Raw genomic sequence first — 17,126 nt, 5'->3', positions numbered from 1 at the left:
TGCTTATTTACTTCATTTATTGCCTTTTCTAACTTGATAGATAAAAAACGGTTATAAAATTATAACCGTTTTTCAAATTATTTGGTTGTTAAAATTCATCACAAAAATATGGAATTAGTAGTAGCTCAAAAATGCTATGTATTTCCGAAATAGTAAATTGGGTACATGCGTCCGGAGGTTACCATGATTAGGGGTACAAGTAGATATTTGTCACAAATCTATGCATTCACTGATATGATTGTGACAATGGTCGTCTTTTTCATCTCTTGGTGGTTAAAATTTGAAGTTTTCGATATAAATGCTGAGCATCTTCCATTCCAATATTATTTCGTATGGTTTGTTATTTTAGGGTTTATTTCCTATCTATTTGGTTTTCTCCTCGGCTTTTATTCTCCAAAAAGAAAGAAAAGTTTTTCTTACGAAGTTTATAAAATCTTTCAAATACAAGTGCTTAGCCTGTTAACTTTTTTAAGCATTTTGTTTTTTATGAAAGAAATGAATATTTCTCGTGGTTTCCTTCTGATATTTGTATCGGGTAATCTGTTCTCTTTAGGAATTTATCGTTTCATTGTAAAAAACCTATTGAAGGTTATTAGAAAAAGGGGTTATAACAAGCAATACATTTTAATTTTGGGGGCTGGGTCAGTCGGAAAAAGATACTATCAGAATGTCAATCTACACACAGAACTCGGATATGAAATAATAGGTTTTTTAGATGATTATCAGTCAGAACATGAAAAAGAATATACGCATTATAAACCCATTCTTGGGTCGTTAGATGTTTTGGGAGATCTTTTGGAACAAAATATCGTTGATGAGGTAATTCTGGCACTTCCTTTACAGGCACATGAGAAATTTGGGAAAATCATTGCCACTTGTGAAAAGGCTGGTGTAAGGGCTTTTATAATTCCTGACTTTTTTGATTTCCTACCCTCCCGACCCTCTTTTGATCATTTTGGGGATATTCCATTAATAAACATTCGAGATGTACCTTTAGATGAGCTTGGAAATCAGGTTATAAAAAGGGTATTCGATATTTCGTTTTCAGTAATTGCCATTTTGCTTACATTACCAATTATGATCATAATTGCAATTGTGATTAAATTCACTTCCCAAGGCCCAATTATCTTTAAACAAGAGAGGGTTGGACTGAATAGACGAATTTTCACAATGTATAAGTTTCGTACTATGAACCAGCTAACCAAAGTAGAATCAGATACTCAATGGACTACGGCTACTGATTCACGGAAAACTATTTTTGGATCTATATTAAGAAGAACCAGCCTGGACGAACTCCCTCAATTTTTTAATGTATTAAAGGGAGACATGAGTGTTGTTGGCCCGCGACCCGAAAGACCATATTTTGTAGATCAATTTAAAGAAGAGATCCCTAAATATATGATCAAACATCATGTACAACCAGGTATTACCGGGTGGGCCCAAGCGCATGGACTTCGTGGAGATACATCAATTGAAGAAAGAATTAATCACGATATTTTCTATATCGAAAACTGGACATTGCTTCTGGACATTCGAATTATTTTCAAAACTGTATGGAATGGTTTAATAAATAAAAATGCTTATTAGTTCATGCATTTTAGATAACGGAGGCAAACGATGAACGTACTTGTCACAGGCGGTGCTGGATACATAGGAAGTCACACAGTAAAACTGTTGCTGGAAAAGGGATATCAAGTGGTCATACTTGATAGTTTGGTTACTGGTCACCGAGGTGCGGTTCCATCCACGGTTCCGTTTTATCAAGGAGATATTGCCAATTCTCAACTGGTAACCGACATTGTAAAGAAGCACGACATAGGCTCAGTCATCCACTTCGCCGCACGCAGCTTGGTTGGCGAATCCGTCGCGAAACCGGATTTATACTTTCAAGAGAATACAGCCAAAACGACCCAGCTTCTCTCAACGCTCATCTGCAATGACGTGAAGCGGGTCGTATTCTCGTCTACTGCGGCTGTTTATGGCATGCCAAAAGATGTTCCAATCCCTGAGCATGCACCGACTCAGCCCATAAACCCATATGGTTTGTCCAAGCTTATGATAGAGCAGGCTATGTATTGGCTGGAACAGGCATATGGCTTGCAATGGATGGCTTTGCGATATTTCAATGCGGCAGGAGCGGCCTTGGATGGAAGCATCGGCGAGGATCATTTCCCTGAGACGCACCTGATTCCATTGGTCTTGCAGGCTGCTTTAGGAAAACGTCCTGCGATTCAAATATTCGGTACAGATTACGATACACCAGACGGAACGTGCATCCGTGATTACATTCATGTTCTCGATCTTGCAGAAGCACATGTGCTGGCTCTCCAGGCCATGGAAGATGGACAACCTTCGAGAGCCATCAATGTCGGTACCGGTCAAGGATGTTCCGTTCGAGAAGTCATCGAAACAGCACGCAGTGTCACAGAGCGTGACATCCGAGTTTTGGAAACAGAGCGGCGAATGGGAGATCCAGCAATGCTGGTCGCCAGAGTAGATGAGATTATGGGCAAATTGGGCTGGACTCCTAAATACAGCGATTTGAAAACCATGATTCAATCCGCATGGGTGTGGCATCAAAATAATCCGGACGGTTACAACGGGGGAGCGGAATGAACGAATTTGAGGTTTACCAGGAATGGCGAGAACATCAAGGGATAGACGAACAAACGAAAACGGAGCTTCTCTCCATTACAGATTCTCCTAAAGATATAGAAGACCGTTTTTTAAAATATTTGGAGTTTGGTACTGGGGGAATGCGAGGGGTCTTAGGAGCTGGCACGAACCGTATCAATCGATATACTGTTCGACGTGCAACTCAAGGATTAGCCGACTATATCTCAAAAGTTGGCGCGGATGCAAAGAAAAAAGGTGTCGTTATCGCGTACGACTCCCGTCATCAGTCAGCGCTCTTGGCGGAAGAGACGGCGTGCACGTTGATTGCAAATGGCATTCGCGTTTATTTATTTGACCATCTTCGTCCGACACCTGAGCTTTCGTTTGCTGTTCGTTACCTAAAAGCACAAGCGGGAATTGTAATTACAGCTAGCCATAATCCACCCGAATATAACGGATACAAAGTGTACTGGGAAGACGGGGGACAGATTGCGTCAGACATCGCTGCCCAAATCATCGCTGAAGTGAATAAGCTCTCTACATTTGAAGGAATTCACTATATATCTCGCGAGGATGCAGAGAAATCTGGATTTTTGCAGATTATTGGTAATGAATTGGACCAAGTATACATAGAACGATTGGAAAAGGTATCGCTTAATTCCGATGTAGTTCGGGACATGAGTACTTCTTTTTCTATTGTATATACTCCACTCCATGGGGCTGGACGAATGCTAGTGCCGGAAACTCTGAAAAGAATCGGTTTTACTCAAGTTCATATCGTACAGGACCAAGATGTTCCAGATCCAAACTTCAGTACGGTAAAATCACCAAATCCTGAGGAAAAAGAAGCGTTTCAGATGGCGTTGTCGCTCGCTCAGGAAAAGAAAGCAGATATCGTTGTTGCCACTGATCCTGACTGTGACCGGGTGGGAATAGCTGCCCGCGACAAAACTGGAGAATATGTTTTCCTGACAGGAAATCAAGCAGGGGCACTTTTGGTAGAGTATTTGTTGTCTGTCAAAGCCCAAAAGGGAACCCTTTCATCTGGCGATACAGTATTCACTACAATTGTCACCAGTGAGTTGGGAAGTGCTGTAGCACGCAAATATGGTATAGATACGATTCTCACGTTAACGGGATTCAAATATATAGCTGAACAAATTCGTCTGTTTGAGGAGCAGGGAGGGCGCCAGTTTGTTTTCGGCTACGAGGAAAGCTATGGATATTTAGCGGATTCGTTTGTCCGAGATAAAGACGCTGTCATGTCTACTATGCTGATATGCGAAATGGGCGCCTTCTATAAGAAGCAAGGGAAGAGCTTGATCGATGTGCTAAACGATCTCTATGCCGAACATGGTTTCTATCAGGAAGGGTTAGAATCTCGCACATTGAAAGGAATCGATGGTTTGGAGCGTATTCAGGCTATCATGAACGATTGGCGGACAAATTCCCCTGTTACCATTGCTGAAAGTCCAATCGTGGAAAGCCGTGATTATGCAAAACAGATTGCTCTCGATACAAAAAGCGGTATAGAGACCACCTTATCTTTGCCGAAAGAGAACGTTTTGCAGTATTGGCTTGAGGACGGATCTTGGTTCTGCTTACGACCATCGGGAACGGAACCCAAGCTTAAGATTTATTTTTCTATAAAAGGGCAAAGTCAAGCAGAATCAATTCAACGAATGGATCAAATAAAGGCACAAGTTTTGAGACGTGTCGATGAAATTTCACTAGGGTAGATATGTTAAAGGCTTTTCACTTTGTCGTACTTGAAGTGAAAAGTCTTTTTGTTCCATTTGCTTATTCAATTTTTGGGCATAGTTCTTCCAGATTGTCGCACAAATAGCCGATACATAAACAAGAGATAAGAATTTAGAGATCAGAGACGATAGCTTGGAGGTTTTATAAATGGGACTATCTTTCAATTTTTCAAATGCGCTATCATTTATCGATAAAAAAGAAGTAGACAATCTGAGTGAACTCGTAAAGGAAGCGCATGATTTCCTTCATGAAAAGATGGGACCGGGTTCTGAATACCTAGGTTGGGTTGACTTGCCAAACAACTATGATCAAGCCGAATTTGAACGAATCCAAAGGGCAGCAGAACGCATTAGAAGGGATTCCCAGGCGTTTATCGTCATTGGAATCGGGGGATCGTATCTAGGAGCACGTGCCGCCATTGAGGCATTAACTCACTCCTTTTACAATCAGTTATCTGGTTCAACAGAGGTATATTTTGCAGGCCATAATATGAGTACCAGATACCTTACTCATCTTCTTGATGTACTAGACGGAAAAGATATATCTATTAATGTCATCTCAAAATCGGGAACCACGTTAGAAACGGCGCTAGCATTTCGAGTCTTTAAGGATTTCATAGAGAAGAAATACGGAAAAGAAGGTGCGAGAGAGCGCATTTACGTGACGACAGATAAATCCAGAGGAGCGCTTAAAAAGCTTGTAGAAGAAGAAGGCTATGAAACCTTTGTGATCCCTGATGATGTGGGCGGCAGGTATTCTGTTTTGACGGCAGTAGGGCTTTTGCCAATGGCTGTTGCTGGGCTTAATATAGAACGAATGATGGAAGGGGCAAGAGCAGCCTCTCATCACTATGACAATCCGGATTTATGGAGTAATGAGAGCTATCAATATGCAGCCGTCAGGAATGTATTGTATCGAAAGGGTAAGACCATTGAATTGTTGGTCAGTTATGAACCATCCCTACAATATTTATCAGAGTGGTGGAAACAACTGTTTGGTGAAAGCGAAGGGAAAGAGCATAAAGCTCTATTTCCTGCCTCTGTTCAATTTTCTACTGACTTACATTCTATAGGGCAATACATACAAGATGGGAGACGGGATTTAATCGAGACCGTACTATTTGTAAGTAATCAGCAAGAGCATCTATTCATTGAATCTGACCCTGCGAATATAGATGGGTTAAACTACTTGGCGGGAAAAACATTTCACGATTTGAATCGTATATCCTTCCAAGGAGTGGTCCTCGCCCATGTCGATGGAGGAGTACCAAATCTCAGTATCGAACTGGATGAAATGAATGAGTATACTTTCGGTGAATTGATTTTCTTTTTTGAAAAGGCTTGTGCTGTGAGTGGCTATTTGTTAGGCGTAAACCCATTTGATCAACCAGGCGTAGAAGAGTACAAAAAAAATATAAGAGCCTTACTTGTATAGTGAAATAACGAAATAAAAATGAAGCGGAAAAATCAGGGCAAAAGCCCTGGTTTTCTATTTTTTCCAACCATACAAAAAAAGAGCCAACTGAACGATTCAGCTGGCAAAAAGAAATTCCCCAAGTTATTTGTTTAGACTCCTATATTTTATCAATTACAAACAACAATGTAAACTTTATCTCATTATGGAAATGAAATACATAACCGGACTCTTCCATTCCTTGACACCATCTGCTTCATACGGGTATCCTAACATAACTACTATTACGAATGGCTCTGTTCTATGGTTGCACAAGCCGTATATTTGCTGTTTGTAATGCCAAGTTTTCTATGTTGCAAAAGGATGTCACTATGCTATAGTGGATGACGAATGCAAACTGTATATAGATGTAGAGAAAAGTTGGGAGCGACGATATGTTATCCTTCTTGAAGAATTTAATGGGGAATAAACCAACAGCGAAAGAGGTACAAGAGCAGGTTCAGGAGGAATCGATCTTGTCCGCTTCTGATACCGCACAGTCACATCAAGAAGAAAGCCAGGTACAGGATGCATCTTCTGGCGTCATCACAACGCTCTCCTTGCACGAATCATGGGAAGATAAGCTTAGTCAACAGGAGAAGTATTCGCTCTCCTTTATGGCTCAAGAACTGACTCCATTGCAGGCGGGAAATATCTCTCTGGCAGGGACTGCTCTTGTTCCGCATGATGAAGGGATTGAAGTGACAGCGTTCATCCGGAACAGTTCTGATGAACCTGTGCAGCTGAATGAGACGACACTGGTGGTACTGTTCGGTGATCAGGAGTTGTTTACCCGCCAGACATTTGATCTGAGCGAGATCGGGGAAATTCCACCACGTTCCGCAAGACCGTGGTCGTTTGTATTTGATAGAGAACACTTCCTGAAAGTGGATGTTCTTCTGGCAAATTGGAAAATTGCTTTTGAATTGGCCGAGAAGAAAATGGTTCTGCCACACCAATTGGAGCTAGAGGAATCCTGGATTAAGGCGCTATCTGAAGAACAGAAAACTTACTTGATTCAGTTAGCCAAGAATCTTCCTACATTAAAAGAGGGAGAGGTCAATATCCAGAGTGTACAGCTTGGGCGTTCGTCAGAAGGCGATATTCATGTCATGCTTCTGATACGCAATGGTTCTGCGCAGCAGACCCTTTCCCTGGAAAAATTGCCGTTGGCGCTGTTTGATGCCAGTGGAGATAAAGTGGCAGAAGGCTTATTTGAACTGGACGGCTTGACTGTAAATGCAAATACCAGCAAGCCATGGGTGTTTATTTTTCCGCCGTCAAGCATCCTAAAGGAAGCACCAGATTTGTCGCGTTGGAAAGTGAGCGTACCCCAAGGAGCTTGATTTTTTGAGTGGCCAATTTGCATGGGCTAGTCTAAAAAGTTTATGATGATAAGAGAAGCTTCGTTCGTGCCCGGACGTGTGAGGAGGTATCATATGTTTTCTTTTATGAAGAATTTGTTAGGTAAAGATCAACAGAAGCGCTCCCTGGAGGATCTGAAAAAGGAGATTCAGGAAGAGTCGACAATTGATTTAGCTTCCATGACTAGCAACGAAGTCGAAATGGATAGCAATGGTGGACCAGAAAAGTCTGCTACGAAGGCTGAGAAAATTCGAACTGAGCTATCGTTGAGCCCGATATGGGAAAGTGAGCTGGATTCGGAGAAAAAGTATACCCTCCGCTTTTTGCAAGCAGAATTGCCTGAGATGGTACCAGGCATGATTAGCGTAACAGGTTTCAGTATGATTCCACAGCCAAACGGAATGACTGTCGCTATGTTTTTCCGCAACGCCACAAATAAACCTGTGCGTATTAAAAACGTAGGATTAGCGATTTATCTGGACGACAAGCCTTTTGCGCGGATGAGAGTGGATTTGTCAGATATGGAGGCTATTCCACCGCATTCCAGCCGTCCATGGGAGGTTTTGTTCCCGGAAGAAAGCTATTTGCATGACAATTTCACCTTTAGCCGTTGGAAAGTGGTAATGAAGGCTGGTAGAAATTCACATGTTTGGCCTCGTACACTGGAGCTTGATCCTGAAATGGAGAAGCGCATGACTGATCGTCAAAAGGATCGTCTGGAAGCATTGACACAGTCTTTGCCGTTAGTTCCTATTAATACGGTGGAAGTAACGGGTTTTGACATCCGAAAGACCGAGGAAGGGAACCTGGTAGTAGCCATGCTTTTCCGAAATGGTCTCAACCATGATTACCGTCCGGAAAAACTCAAATTTACGATTTCGGATTCGGATGGAGATGTAGTTGCGACAGGTTCTCTGGATGCAAGCTCCATTCGTGTAAAGCCTGGAAACAGCCGTCCGTGGCTGATTGTATTCCCACCTAAATTTGTGAAAAAGCCTGATGCCGACCTGAAAAGATGGGCGCTTTCTGTAGAGTAGATCGCACATTTTTTAGGGATGGGAAAGAGGAGGTTGCTATATGAGTTGGTTATTGGAAAATTGGTTTGGTTCCAAAGAGAGCTTGGAGCAAGTACGCGAAGATATTCATGAGAATCTTCATAGAGAGTTTTATCTGGGTGTATCTGGACTGGATAATCCGCAACAATCTGCGAACCGTGTGGACTCGAAGGAACTGTTTTTGGTGATGAATGGTCCTTGGGAAAATCAATTGGATGACGCTGAGCAGGAGCTATTGCAATACGCGCATGATGAAATGCCTCCGGTTGTTCGTAACGAAGTCGGTATTATTCCGTTCTTTACGCAGGTTACCAATGATGGTTATCTGGTTCTTGTCTACATTCGCAATGCAACAGACCGCAGTGTTTTGCTACAAAAGCTTCCGTTGACTTTGGTTACGGAGGACGGAGAAGAGGTCGCGAAAAAAACGTTTGACCTGATTGCCTCAGGACCAGTAGGAGAAATGTCCAGTCGCCCGATGGAATTTATGTTCCGCTGGGATGAGTTCGACCGTATCCCTGAAAAAGAAATACCCCTGATGCTGACTTTTATCAAGCCTAAAAAGCACGGAGTAGAGGATAACCAAAATTATAACTGGGGTCTGAGTGCAGATGAGTCGGAGCAGTATTTGCAACAGGCTGAAGAGAAGAACCCCATTGCAGAGGGCGAAGTAGATTTGCAAGTCCTCGATATCAAGCCTGGTGAAGATAACGGCTTGAAAGTTATCGTTGCTTTCCGTAACGGATTAGGAAAGCGTCTGGAGTTTACCGAAGTGCCAATTATTGTTCATGATAAGGCTGGCGATACGGTAGCACGCGTACACTTCACGTTGGAAAACATGAAGGTAGAAGCGAATAGCCATCGCGTGTGGGCGTTCGATATTCCTTCCTCTTCCTTTAAAAAAGAAGCGGTAAATATTGCGGAACTGACTGCCTTTATTCCGAAAGCGCAACAACGAAAAAAAGAAAAAGCTCAGGTAGCACCTGAAGTAGAAGACAATAAAGGTTTGTTACAGTAAGGAGAAAACCCTTTTTGCCGATGGTGAAAAGGGTTTTCTTCTGTGAGAATGTCCCAAATATTGGAGGATGAGGGTTGCATGTCCCCCTTTTCATCCGCTATGCTAAAGACCAGATTACAAATACCTGAATTCCTTTTAGACTGCTACTTTTGCAGGGGAGAGAAGGAAGGACTGTTTTACATGAAAAGATCAGTGAACATGTCAGTGACTGTTACATTAATGGTCACGCTCATTATGGCAAACAACCAATCAGTCTTCGCAGCAGCACCTCCGGCATCCAATGACTACTATTTGACCAACCAGCTACATCTAAGTCAAATTAAAGCAGATAAAGCTTGGCCAACGGTAAATAGCAATGAGCAGATTATTATTGCTGTATTGGATACTGGGGCAGATTATAAACACCCTGATTTAAAGGGCAACCTTTTACCTGGTGTGAATCTCGTCAATGCTGGGAAGTCAGCACAGGATGACAACGGGCACGGCACAGAAGTAGCCGGTGTTCTTGCTGCTAGTGGAAATAATAATATCGGTGTTTCAGGTGTTCTTTGGAATGCCAAGATTTTACCGATTAAAATCTTGAATAGCAAGGCGTCATCGGATGAAGAACTGATTGCAAAAGGTATCAATGTAGCTTTGGATCGTGGTGCCAAAGTTATTGTGATGTCCTTTAGCAGTATGGCTTACTCCAAGTCGTTGGCAGCTGCTGTACAACGAGCGGAGAGAAGTGGAGCCGTTTTGGTTGCAGCAAGTGGTAATGAAAGTAGCCGTGTGGCGTATCCAGCTGCCTATCCAACAGTCGTAGCGGTAGGGGCTGTGAGGAGTAACAATGAAGTCTTGTCTCAGGCAAATACGGGGCCGGAACTGAATTTGGTGGCTCCTGGGTTGAACGTATACACGACGAAGCTAGGGGGAAAATACGGCTCGTTTAGTGGTACTTCAGCAGCGGCACCGCAAGTAGCTGGCGCAGCTGCGCTCATTCTCGCTCGGCACCCTAATCTCAGTCCGTTTGATGTGAGGCAATTGCTTTATCAAACGGCTACTGACTTGGGGGAGAAAGGATGGGATCGGAAGACTGGATACGGCTTGTTAGATGTCAACAAAGCAGTGAAAACGGCACTTTCTTACGACTTTTTAGAACCGAATGATTCTCCTTCCAAAGCGAAGGCGTTTCCGATTGAGTCACAAATACGCGGCAATTTGGGTCCAAAAGATACCGTAGATTGGCTGAAGATGGACATCCCTTACGATGGAAAGGTCAGCTTTACGGCTACAGTAACATCGGGTATTTCTTCGGCGGTGGCTGCTACCTTTTACCCTGAGAATCGTCAACCGATTACACAGTACTTCGGGAATGGCGATACGATAACGGTCCCGGTCAAGGCAGGAAGTATGAACATCCGCTTAATGCGCAATGGAGGCGTCAACAATGCTTTTAACTACGTGTTGACGAGTAAATTTACGATCAACCCTGACCGAAATGAACCGAACGATACACAAGAAACGGCCAGACCGCTTGTAGGGAACCAAATCAGTGTAACAGGCAATTTTCATGATGAAGGCGATCAGGATTGGTTCTCTTACTATGTTCGCGAGTACGGGCATTTAGATGTCACTGTAAGCCCTGACAACAAGAGAGTGGATCTGTTGCTGGGTCTTGGCAAACAAGCACCTGGTCAAAAAGCAGTAGTCTGGGATCCTCTATACGATAATGGGACAAGGGACAATCCGACAGAGCGGGTCAGTAAAGAGGTGTCCCCGGGTAAATATTACATCCGTGTGAGCGAGTATTCGCGGAATGCAGTCAATGGCGAATACCAGCTGGATTTGGGGTACACGCCAGTTAAAAAAGATTTCAATGAGCCGAATGATACCTATCAAAAAGCGTCTCCGTTAAGCGGTGGGACAGTGATGTCAGGAACAATTCCGACAGCAGCTGATCCCGACTGGTTCCAATTTACTGTCAATAGCGAATCATATGTGACATTCCGAGCGCCGTATATTCCTGTGGATAGTGGCTTTCGTTTCGCACTCTACAGCGATCGAAACATGAACTATGCGCTTGCTTCGACGAACGAGGTAGCCGAGCTTTCCAATAGTGGGAATGAAGTTATCGGTTTGCGCTTGCAGCCAGGAAAATACTATGTACGTCTCAATAGTGGTACTTCGTTCAAATATGATTCGTACCGACTCACGGTGACGCAGCAGAAATTGATAGCGGGCTATCGCGATATTTCGGACCACTGGGCGCGCTCAGAGATCGTCAGACTTAGCTCTCGCGATATTGTAAATGGATTCAATGATGCTTCGTTCAAGCCGAATCAGGCAGTGACCCGTGCAGAGTTTGCGACGATGCTGCTTAAATCGATGCGTGCGACCGGTTCCAAGGTAGCGACTACCTATACAGGAAACACGACCTTCCGGGATATGAAAAAGCGGCACTGGGCGTATCACAACCTAGGTGTAGCCTATCAATTAGGAATTTTGAAAGGGTACCCGAAGAATGAAATGAAGCCGGATCAGCCGATATCGCGTGCAGAGATGGCGGTCATGATCGCGCGGGCACGTGATGTTTTAATGTATAACCGTGGTACCTCGAATTATCAGGATGTGCCAACGAGTCATTGGGCTTCTCCTGCCATTGAGGCTTTGACATCTAGAAATTGGCTCAGTGGTTACGGTTCTTCCTTTAAACCGAATGGAAGGGCAACTCGCGCAGAGGTAGTAGTGGTACTTTCCAAGGCCTATCAAATATAAGTAAAATTTTTCCTATTGACATCTCTGAAAAAAACAATTATTCTATTATCCGTAATGGATACTCTTATCCAGAGCAGGCGGAGGGACTGGCCCTATGAAGCCCGGCAACCGATCTAGAGCGGTGCTAACCAGCAGAACGGACATCTGTTCTGGCCGATAAGAGGATGAAGGAAGCAAAAAACGCTCAAACCTTTTCCTCCTAAAAATGGAAAGGGTTTTTTATTTGCGTTTACGTAGATAAAATCCTGACTCGGCTACCACACTATTTGTATGAGGTCAAAGGAGGTATTTTCTCATGGCTTTGCAAAAAGGTCGTCGTCTGTTTACATCCGAATCTGTAACCGAAGGACATCCGGATAAAATTTGTGACCAAATTTCCGACTCCATCTTGGATGCGATCCTGTCCAAAGATCCAAACGCTCGCGTAGCTTGCGAAACTTCCGTAACTACTGGTTTGGTTCTCGTAGCAGGAGAAATCACTACAAACACTTATGTAGATATCCAAAAGCTCGTTCGTGAAACCATTCGTGAAATCGGTTATGACCGTGCGAAATTCGGTTTTGACGCTGACACTTGCGGTGTTATTACTGCAATTGGCGAGCAGTCCGCTGACATTGCACTTGGTGTAGACCAAGCATTGGAAGCACGCGAAGGCAAAATGACTGACGCTGAGATCGAAGCAATTGGTGCTGGTGACCAAGGTTTGATGTTTGGTTTTGCTTGCAATGAAACACCTGAGCTGATGCCACTTCCAATCAGCATGTCCCACCAATTGGCTCGTCGTCTGACTGAAGTACGTAAAAACGGAACACTTGCTTACCTCCGTCCTGACGGAAAAACACAAGTAACCGTTGAGTACGATGGCGACAAACCAGTTCGTATCGATACAATCGTTATTTCTACCCAACATGCTCCTGAAACAACTCTGGAGCAAATCAAGCAAGATCTGGTTGAACACGTAATCAAACCAGTTGTTCCAGCTGAACTGTTGGACGCTGAAACCAAATACTTCATCAACCCAACTGGCCGTTTCGTAATTGGCGGACCACAAGGGGATGCTGGCTTGACTGGCCGCAAAATCATCGTAGATACTTACGGCGGTTATGCTCGTCATGGCGGCGGTGCGTTCTCCGGTAAAGATCCGACAAAAGTTGACCGTTCCGGTGCATACGCAGCTCGTTATGTAGCGAAAAACATCGTGGCTGCTGGCCTCGCAGACAAATGCGAAGTACAAGTTGCTTACGCAATTGGTGTAGCGCAACCAGTTTCTATTGCAGTAGATACATTCGGCACAGGTACGATTTCCGAAGAAGCTCTGGTGAAATTGGTTCGCAAACACTTCGACCTGCGTCCTGCTGGTATCATCAAGCAGCTCGACCTGCGTCGTCCTATCTACAAACAAACAGCTGCATATGGCCACTTCGGACGCAATGACCTGAATGTTCCTTGGGAGCAAACAGACAAGGCAGAAATCCTGAAGCAAGAGGCTGCTCAACTGTAATATCATGAATGACATAAAAAGAGCCTGGTGTTGCTACTGGGCTCTTTTTCATTTTAGGAGCAAAGTCATCCAATTATTGGGCCAATTGTTGCACAGGAATTTGTAGGACTGTGTCGAATCTCCTAGTGAGGAAGTAGAGGAGGGGTTTTTTTGCCGAACAGAAGGCTCTTCCTGATCGTGTTTCTTACTTTTTTGTTTTTTGCAGTGGCTATTGGGTTGTTAGGCGAATCTTTTCTGGAAAAAAAGAATAAACAAGAAGTGCAACCTTTTCCCCAAGTGGATACGTCTATAAGCATAAGTGAGACAAAAAATGCTGAGCCAAACGTCACACTAATTGAAGAAGCAGCGGTTCAAACGAAAAAGTGGTATAACAATCAGGTTGTGGTTTTGACGTACCATCATGTCACGGATCAATCGAATCAGCGGTATGTCATAGCTCCTGATCAATTTGCCCGACACATGAAATTTTTGCATGATAACGACCTGAATCCGATTTCGTTGGATGAGTTCCTGCGATTTATGGAGACGGGTACCTTACCGACTGAGAATGCTGTTTTGATTACGTTTGACGATGGGTATGAGAGTTACTACACAGAAGCATTTCCGATCTTACGTACATACGGCTACCCTTCAGTGAACTTCGCGATTGCGGGGCGCTTAAGAGATGTAGCTGATCGAAAACGGGAGAATATGACGCCACCACTTACGCGTCAACAGGTTAACGAAATGATTCATTCGGGGCTGGTTACAATCGGTTCCCATACGTACAGTCTGCATGAAGAGGAAGAACGAAATAAGTGGGGCGATCTTGGCCCAGAAACAGCTCCGGTCTATCTGAAAGACTTGCAGCGTTTAGAGGAAGAAAAAGAGTACAGGGACCGACTCTATGTGGATTTCAGTATATCTCGCGTTAGTTTAAGCGAATGGATGAAGCAAGAGATCCAAGTCATCTCGTTGCCATTCGGCTACACAAGTCCAGTCGTACTGGAGACAGCTCGTCAAGCTGGCTACCGCTATGTATTTACATCCAATCGTGGATTCGTAAAACAGGGAACAGATCCGTTTGCCATTCCACGCAATGACATGGGACTGCGAGATGTTGAAGAAGAGCACCTCCAACAGTTGTTCACGAAGGCTAAAAATGAGTTTGAAGGAGAGCAATCATGAACAAAGCGATAGACATCAGCGTGCTGGACGGGGTGATCAAGCGAACGATTGAAACCGTAGAAACGAGTAAAACCCAAATATTTGATATAGCTGAAAACGCCAGACAGCATGGCAACTCATTGAAGTTTGATTTACATGAACTTCGACAAGAAATTTCCAAAGTGATTCAAAAAGTCGATGCACTTGAACTGGCGTATCGCAAATCGCGCAACAAGCTCGTGTTGGTCAGTCGTAATTTTCATATGTACACGGAGGAAGATATCCGGGTTGCGTATGAAGAGGCGAGCCGTATTCAGGTAGAGCTGTCCATTTACCGCGAACGGGAAAATAATTTGAAGCGCAGAAGAAATGATTTGGAGCGTCAACTGCGTACCTTGGAAGAAACCATCGTCCGTGCAGAAAAGCTGGTTTCTCAAATGGGCGTTGTGCTAGGTTACTTGACGGGTGACTTAAGCAAGATAGGCGAGGCGCTGGAATCGGCTAAGCAGCATCAGTTGATGGGCTTAAAGGTAATCCAGGCTCAGGAAGAAGAGCGCAAGCGTGTCGCACGCGAAATTCACGACGGTCCAGCTCAATCGATGGCGAATGTCGTGCTGCGTTCGGAAATTGTAGAGCGCATGTTGAAGAACGAGCGCATTTTGGAAGCGCAAATGGAACTGCACGAGCTGAAGGAAATGGTACGCTTGAGCTTGGCGGATGTTCGACGTATTATTTTTGATTTGCGTCCAATGGCATTAGATGACTTAGGGCTAGTACCTACCTTGCAAAAATATATTCAAACGTGCGAAGAGCGTATTCAGTCTTCCATCGATCTGGTAGTATTTGGTGTGGAGCCTCCTTTGCGCAGTTCGGTAAAGGCTGCGATCTTCCGTTTGGTTCAGGAATGTCTGAACAATGTGGAGAAGCACGCAGGCGCTACGACAGTTCAAGTGAAGCTTGAATTTGTACAAGATTCGTTAAGTCTTATCGTCAAAGACGATGGGGTTGGGTTCGATCTGGAAAAACGCATGGCGAATGGCAACTCTTTTGGACTCTTGGGAATGCGTGAGCGTGTACAGCTCTTAGAGGGCAGTGTTGAGCTGCAATCCGCTCCGGGAGAGGGAACCAAGGTTATATTCCAAATACCGATAAAATTGTGACATGATACGTAAATAAGTACTGGGGGATGAACCATGGATAAGAGACAGCAAGAACTCCGCATCGTGATTGTAGATGACCATCAATTATTTCGCGAAGGCGTAAAGCGAATATTGGAAATGGAAGAAGATTTCAAGGTCGTCGGGGAAGGTGCGGACGGAGGAGAAGCCACAGTATTGGCGGAAGAGCACAAGCCGGATGTCTTGTTGATGGATATTAACATGCCGAACATAAATGGCGTTTCTGCTGCAGAAAATGTGATTTCGGTAAGCCCTTCTACTCGTGTGATTATGCTCTCGATTCATGATGATGAGGGATATGTGTATCGTACACTCCGCGCTGGAGCGTCTGGCTACTTGCTGAAGGAAATGGGAACGACAGACCTCGTTGATGCTGTGCGTGTAGTGGCGAGTGGTGGTGCATACATACATCCAAAGGTGACGGGCAAGCTGATTGAAGAATTCCGTCGTCTGAGCGAGCAGGAAGGGACGGCAGAGCGTAGCTTCTCCGTAGATGAATCGCAAGCCATCGATCCAAAAGTGATCGAGTCGCTTACCCGTCGCGAGCGGGAAGTATTGCAGCTGATGGCAGAAGGGAAAAGCAATCGTGCCATTGGGGAATTCTTGTTTATTAGTGAAAAGACGGTTAAAAATCACGTTAGTAGCATTTTGCAAAAGCTCAATGTGCAAGACCGGACACAAGCTGTTGTCATCTCCATTAAAAATGGCTGGGTGAAACTGTAGGAAGCGCTTCCTATTTGCACGCTGTTCAAGCCGTGCGGCATACCTTGGTATAGGAGGAGGTATGACCGTGATGGAAGAGCTGATTGTATGGCTTTTGGCAGCATTTGGCTGCTCCTCTTTGTTGGTAATGATCGCGGAGCGCTGGACCAATCGGACGGATAGCGCGAGCGAGCTCCCGCATGAGCATTATCGGTTGCTGGTGCGCAATTCGGAACAGGTGCTGGAACGTGTAGTGCGGAGTCTGCTGTTTCGCTCGTATTGGAGTGGCAGACCTATCCGAATTACCTTGATAGATGATGGATCAGACGATGATACGAAACAGATGACAGCTGTCTTGAATCGTTATCCGTACGGACAATGTTTGGGAGACGGACAGGAGGATATGGCGGCTGGAACCATCGTCATTGATCTGCGGGAGAAAAAAGAGGGAGCATAAAAGTTTGTTAAGCGTAAATATTACGAGCTGTCGACAATAGATCGGCGGCTTTTTTATTTTTCTACGGCCTTATTTTGGTTCCGAAATTTATTTGCCGGACCTGTCTGTCTTTTTGCAC

At 44.3% G+C, this 17,126-nt stretch carries 13 protein-coding genes and 1 riboswitch; all 13 genes read left to right on the top strand.

Annotation, left to right across the window (positions count from 1 at the left end):
* Nucleotides 1-183: 183 nt before the first annotated feature.
* The 13 genes from HPY27_RS13070 (at nt 184) to HPY27_RS13010 (ending at nt 17,008) form a co-directional block, all read left to right on the top strand.
* Nucleotides 184-1,587 (top strand): undecaprenyl-phosphate glucose phosphotransferase, encoded by a 1,404-nt coding sequence (locus HPY27_RS13070; RefSeq protein WP_174225194.1) that lies wholly within the window; start codon nt 184-186, stop codon nt 1,585-1,587.
* A gap of 30 nt (nt 1,588-1,617) precedes the next feature.
* A complete protein-coding gene (galE, locus tag HPY27_RS13065) occupies nt 1,618-2,616 on the top strand; it encodes a UDP-glucose 4-epimerase GalE (RefSeq protein ID WP_174225193.1) in 999 nt (332 codons plus the stop codon).
* Nucleotides 2,613-4,355: a phospho-sugar mutase gene (locus HPY27_RS13060; RefSeq protein ID WP_174225192.1), complete on the top strand. Its 1,743-nt coding sequence runs from the start codon at nt 2,613-2,615 to the stop codon at nt 4,353-4,355. The genes galE and HPY27_RS13060 overlap by 4 nt, the downstream gene beginning before the upstream one ends.
* Nucleotides 4,356-4,524: 169 nt before the next feature.
* Complete coding sequence (locus HPY27_RS13055) at nt 4,525-5,811, top strand: glucose-6-phosphate isomerase (RefSeq protein ID WP_174225191.1); 1,287 nt, start codon at nt 4,525-4,527, stop codon at nt 5,809-5,811.
* A gap of 413 nt (nt 5,812-6,224) precedes the next feature.
* Complete coding sequence (locus HPY27_RS13050) at nt 6,225-7,175, top strand: accessory Sec system S-layer assembly protein (RefSeq protein ID WP_173623354.1); 951 nt, start codon at nt 6,225-6,227, stop codon at nt 7,173-7,175.
* 93 nt (nt 7,176-7,268) lie between these two features.
* Nucleotides 7,269-8,231, top strand: a complete 963-nt coding sequence (locus HPY27_RS13045; RefSeq protein ID WP_173623355.1) for an SLAP domain-containing protein — start codon at nt 7,269-7,271, stop codon at nt 8,229-8,231.
* A gap of 40 nt (nt 8,232-8,271) precedes the next feature.
* Nucleotides 8,272-9,267, top strand: coding sequence for an SLAP domain-containing protein (locus HPY27_RS13040; RefSeq protein ID WP_173623356.1), 996 nt, complete (start codon nt 8,272-8,274; stop codon nt 9,265-9,267).
* A gap of 180 nt (nt 9,268-9,447) precedes the next feature.
* The gene (locus tag HPY27_RS13035; RefSeq protein WP_174225190.1) at nt 9,448-12,024 is read left to right on the top strand and encodes a S8 family peptidase; all 2,577 of its coding nucleotides are present in this window, start codon (nt 9,448-9,450) and stop codon (nt 12,022-12,024) included.
* Between the two features lie 61 nt (nt 12,025-12,085).
* A riboswitch (SAM riboswitch) is annotated at nt 12,086-12,187 on the top strand.
* Between the two features lie 132 nt (nt 12,188-12,319).
* Nucleotides 12,320-13,525 (top strand): methionine adenosyltransferase, encoded by a 1,206-nt coding sequence (metK, locus tag HPY27_RS13030; protein WP_217437969.1) that lies wholly within the window; start codon nt 12,320-12,322, stop codon nt 13,523-13,525.
* Between the two features lie 150 nt (nt 13,526-13,675).
* Nucleotides 13,676-14,692, top strand: coding sequence for a polysaccharide deacetylase family protein (locus HPY27_RS13025; RefSeq protein ID WP_017252299.1), 1,017 nt, complete (start codon nt 13,676-13,678; stop codon nt 14,690-14,692).
* Nucleotides 14,689-15,831 carry a sensor histidine kinase gene (locus HPY27_RS13020; protein ID WP_017252298.1) on the top strand — a complete coding sequence of 381 codons (1,143 nt, stop codon included), beginning with the start codon at nt 14,689-14,691 and terminating at the stop codon, nt 15,829-15,831. The genes HPY27_RS13025 and HPY27_RS13020 overlap by 4 nt, the downstream gene beginning before the upstream one ends.
* 33 nt (nt 15,832-15,864) lie before the next feature.
* Nucleotides 15,865-16,572, top strand: coding sequence for a response regulator (locus tag HPY27_RS13015; RefSeq protein ID WP_017252297.1), 708 nt, complete (start codon nt 15,865-15,867; stop codon nt 16,570-16,572).
* Nucleotides 16,573-16,642: 70 nt separating this feature from the next.
* Nucleotides 16,643-17,008, top strand: a complete 366-nt coding sequence (locus HPY27_RS13010; protein ID WP_017252296.1) for a glycosyltransferase family 2 protein — start codon at nt 16,643-16,645, stop codon at nt 17,006-17,008.
* Nucleotides 17,009-17,126 lie beyond the last annotated feature (118 nt).

The organism is Brevibacillus sp. HB1.1 (assembly GCF_013332445.1).
Lineage (GTDB): Bacteria > Bacillota > Bacilli > Brevibacillales > Brevibacillaceae > Brevibacillus > Brevibacillus porteri.
The sequence above is the reverse complement of the archived record's forward strand: the minus strand, read 5'-3'. Positions and strand labels throughout refer to the sequence as shown.

Coding starts and splice junctions, on each gene's coding strand:
- HPY27_RS13055 (WP_174225191.1), top strand. CDS start 4,525: ATGGGACTATCTTTCAATTTTTCAAATGCGCTATCATTTATCGATAAA.
- HPY27_RS13050 (WP_173623354.1), top strand. CDS start 6,225: ATGTTATCCTTCTTGAAGAATTTAATGGGGAATAAACCAACAGCGAAA.
- metK (WP_217437969.1), top strand. CDS start 12,320: ATGGCTTTGCAAAAAGGTCGTCGTCTGTTTACATCCGAATCTGTAACC.
- HPY27_RS13020 (WP_017252298.1), top strand. CDS start 14,689: ATGAACAAAGCGATAGACATCAGCGTGCTGGACGGGGTGATCAAGCGA.
- HPY27_RS13035 (WP_174225190.1), top strand. CDS start 9,448: ATGAAAAGATCAGTGAACATGTCAGTGACTGTTACATTAATGGTCACG.
- HPY27_RS13070 (WP_174225194.1), top strand. CDS start 184: ATGATTAGGGGTACAAGTAGATATTTGTCACAAATCTATGCATTCACT.
- HPY27_RS13015 (WP_017252297.1), top strand. CDS start 15,865: ATGGATAAGAGACAGCAAGAACTCCGCATCGTGATTGTAGATGACCAT.
- HPY27_RS13040 (WP_173623356.1), top strand. CDS start 8,272: ATGAGTTGGTTATTGGAAAATTGGTTTGGTTCCAAAGAGAGCTTGGAG.
- HPY27_RS13045 (WP_173623355.1), top strand. CDS start 7,269: ATGTTTTCTTTTATGAAGAATTTGTTAGGTAAAGATCAACAGAAGCGC.
- HPY27_RS13060 (WP_174225192.1), top strand. CDS start 2,613: ATGAACGAATTTGAGGTTTACCAGGAATGGCGAGAACATCAAGGGATA.
- galE (WP_174225193.1), top strand. CDS start 1,618: ATGAACGTACTTGTCACAGGCGGTGCTGGATACATAGGAAGTCACACA.
- HPY27_RS13010 (WP_017252296.1), top strand. CDS start 16,643: ATGGAAGAGCTGATTGTATGGCTTTTGGCAGCATTTGGCTGCTCCTCT.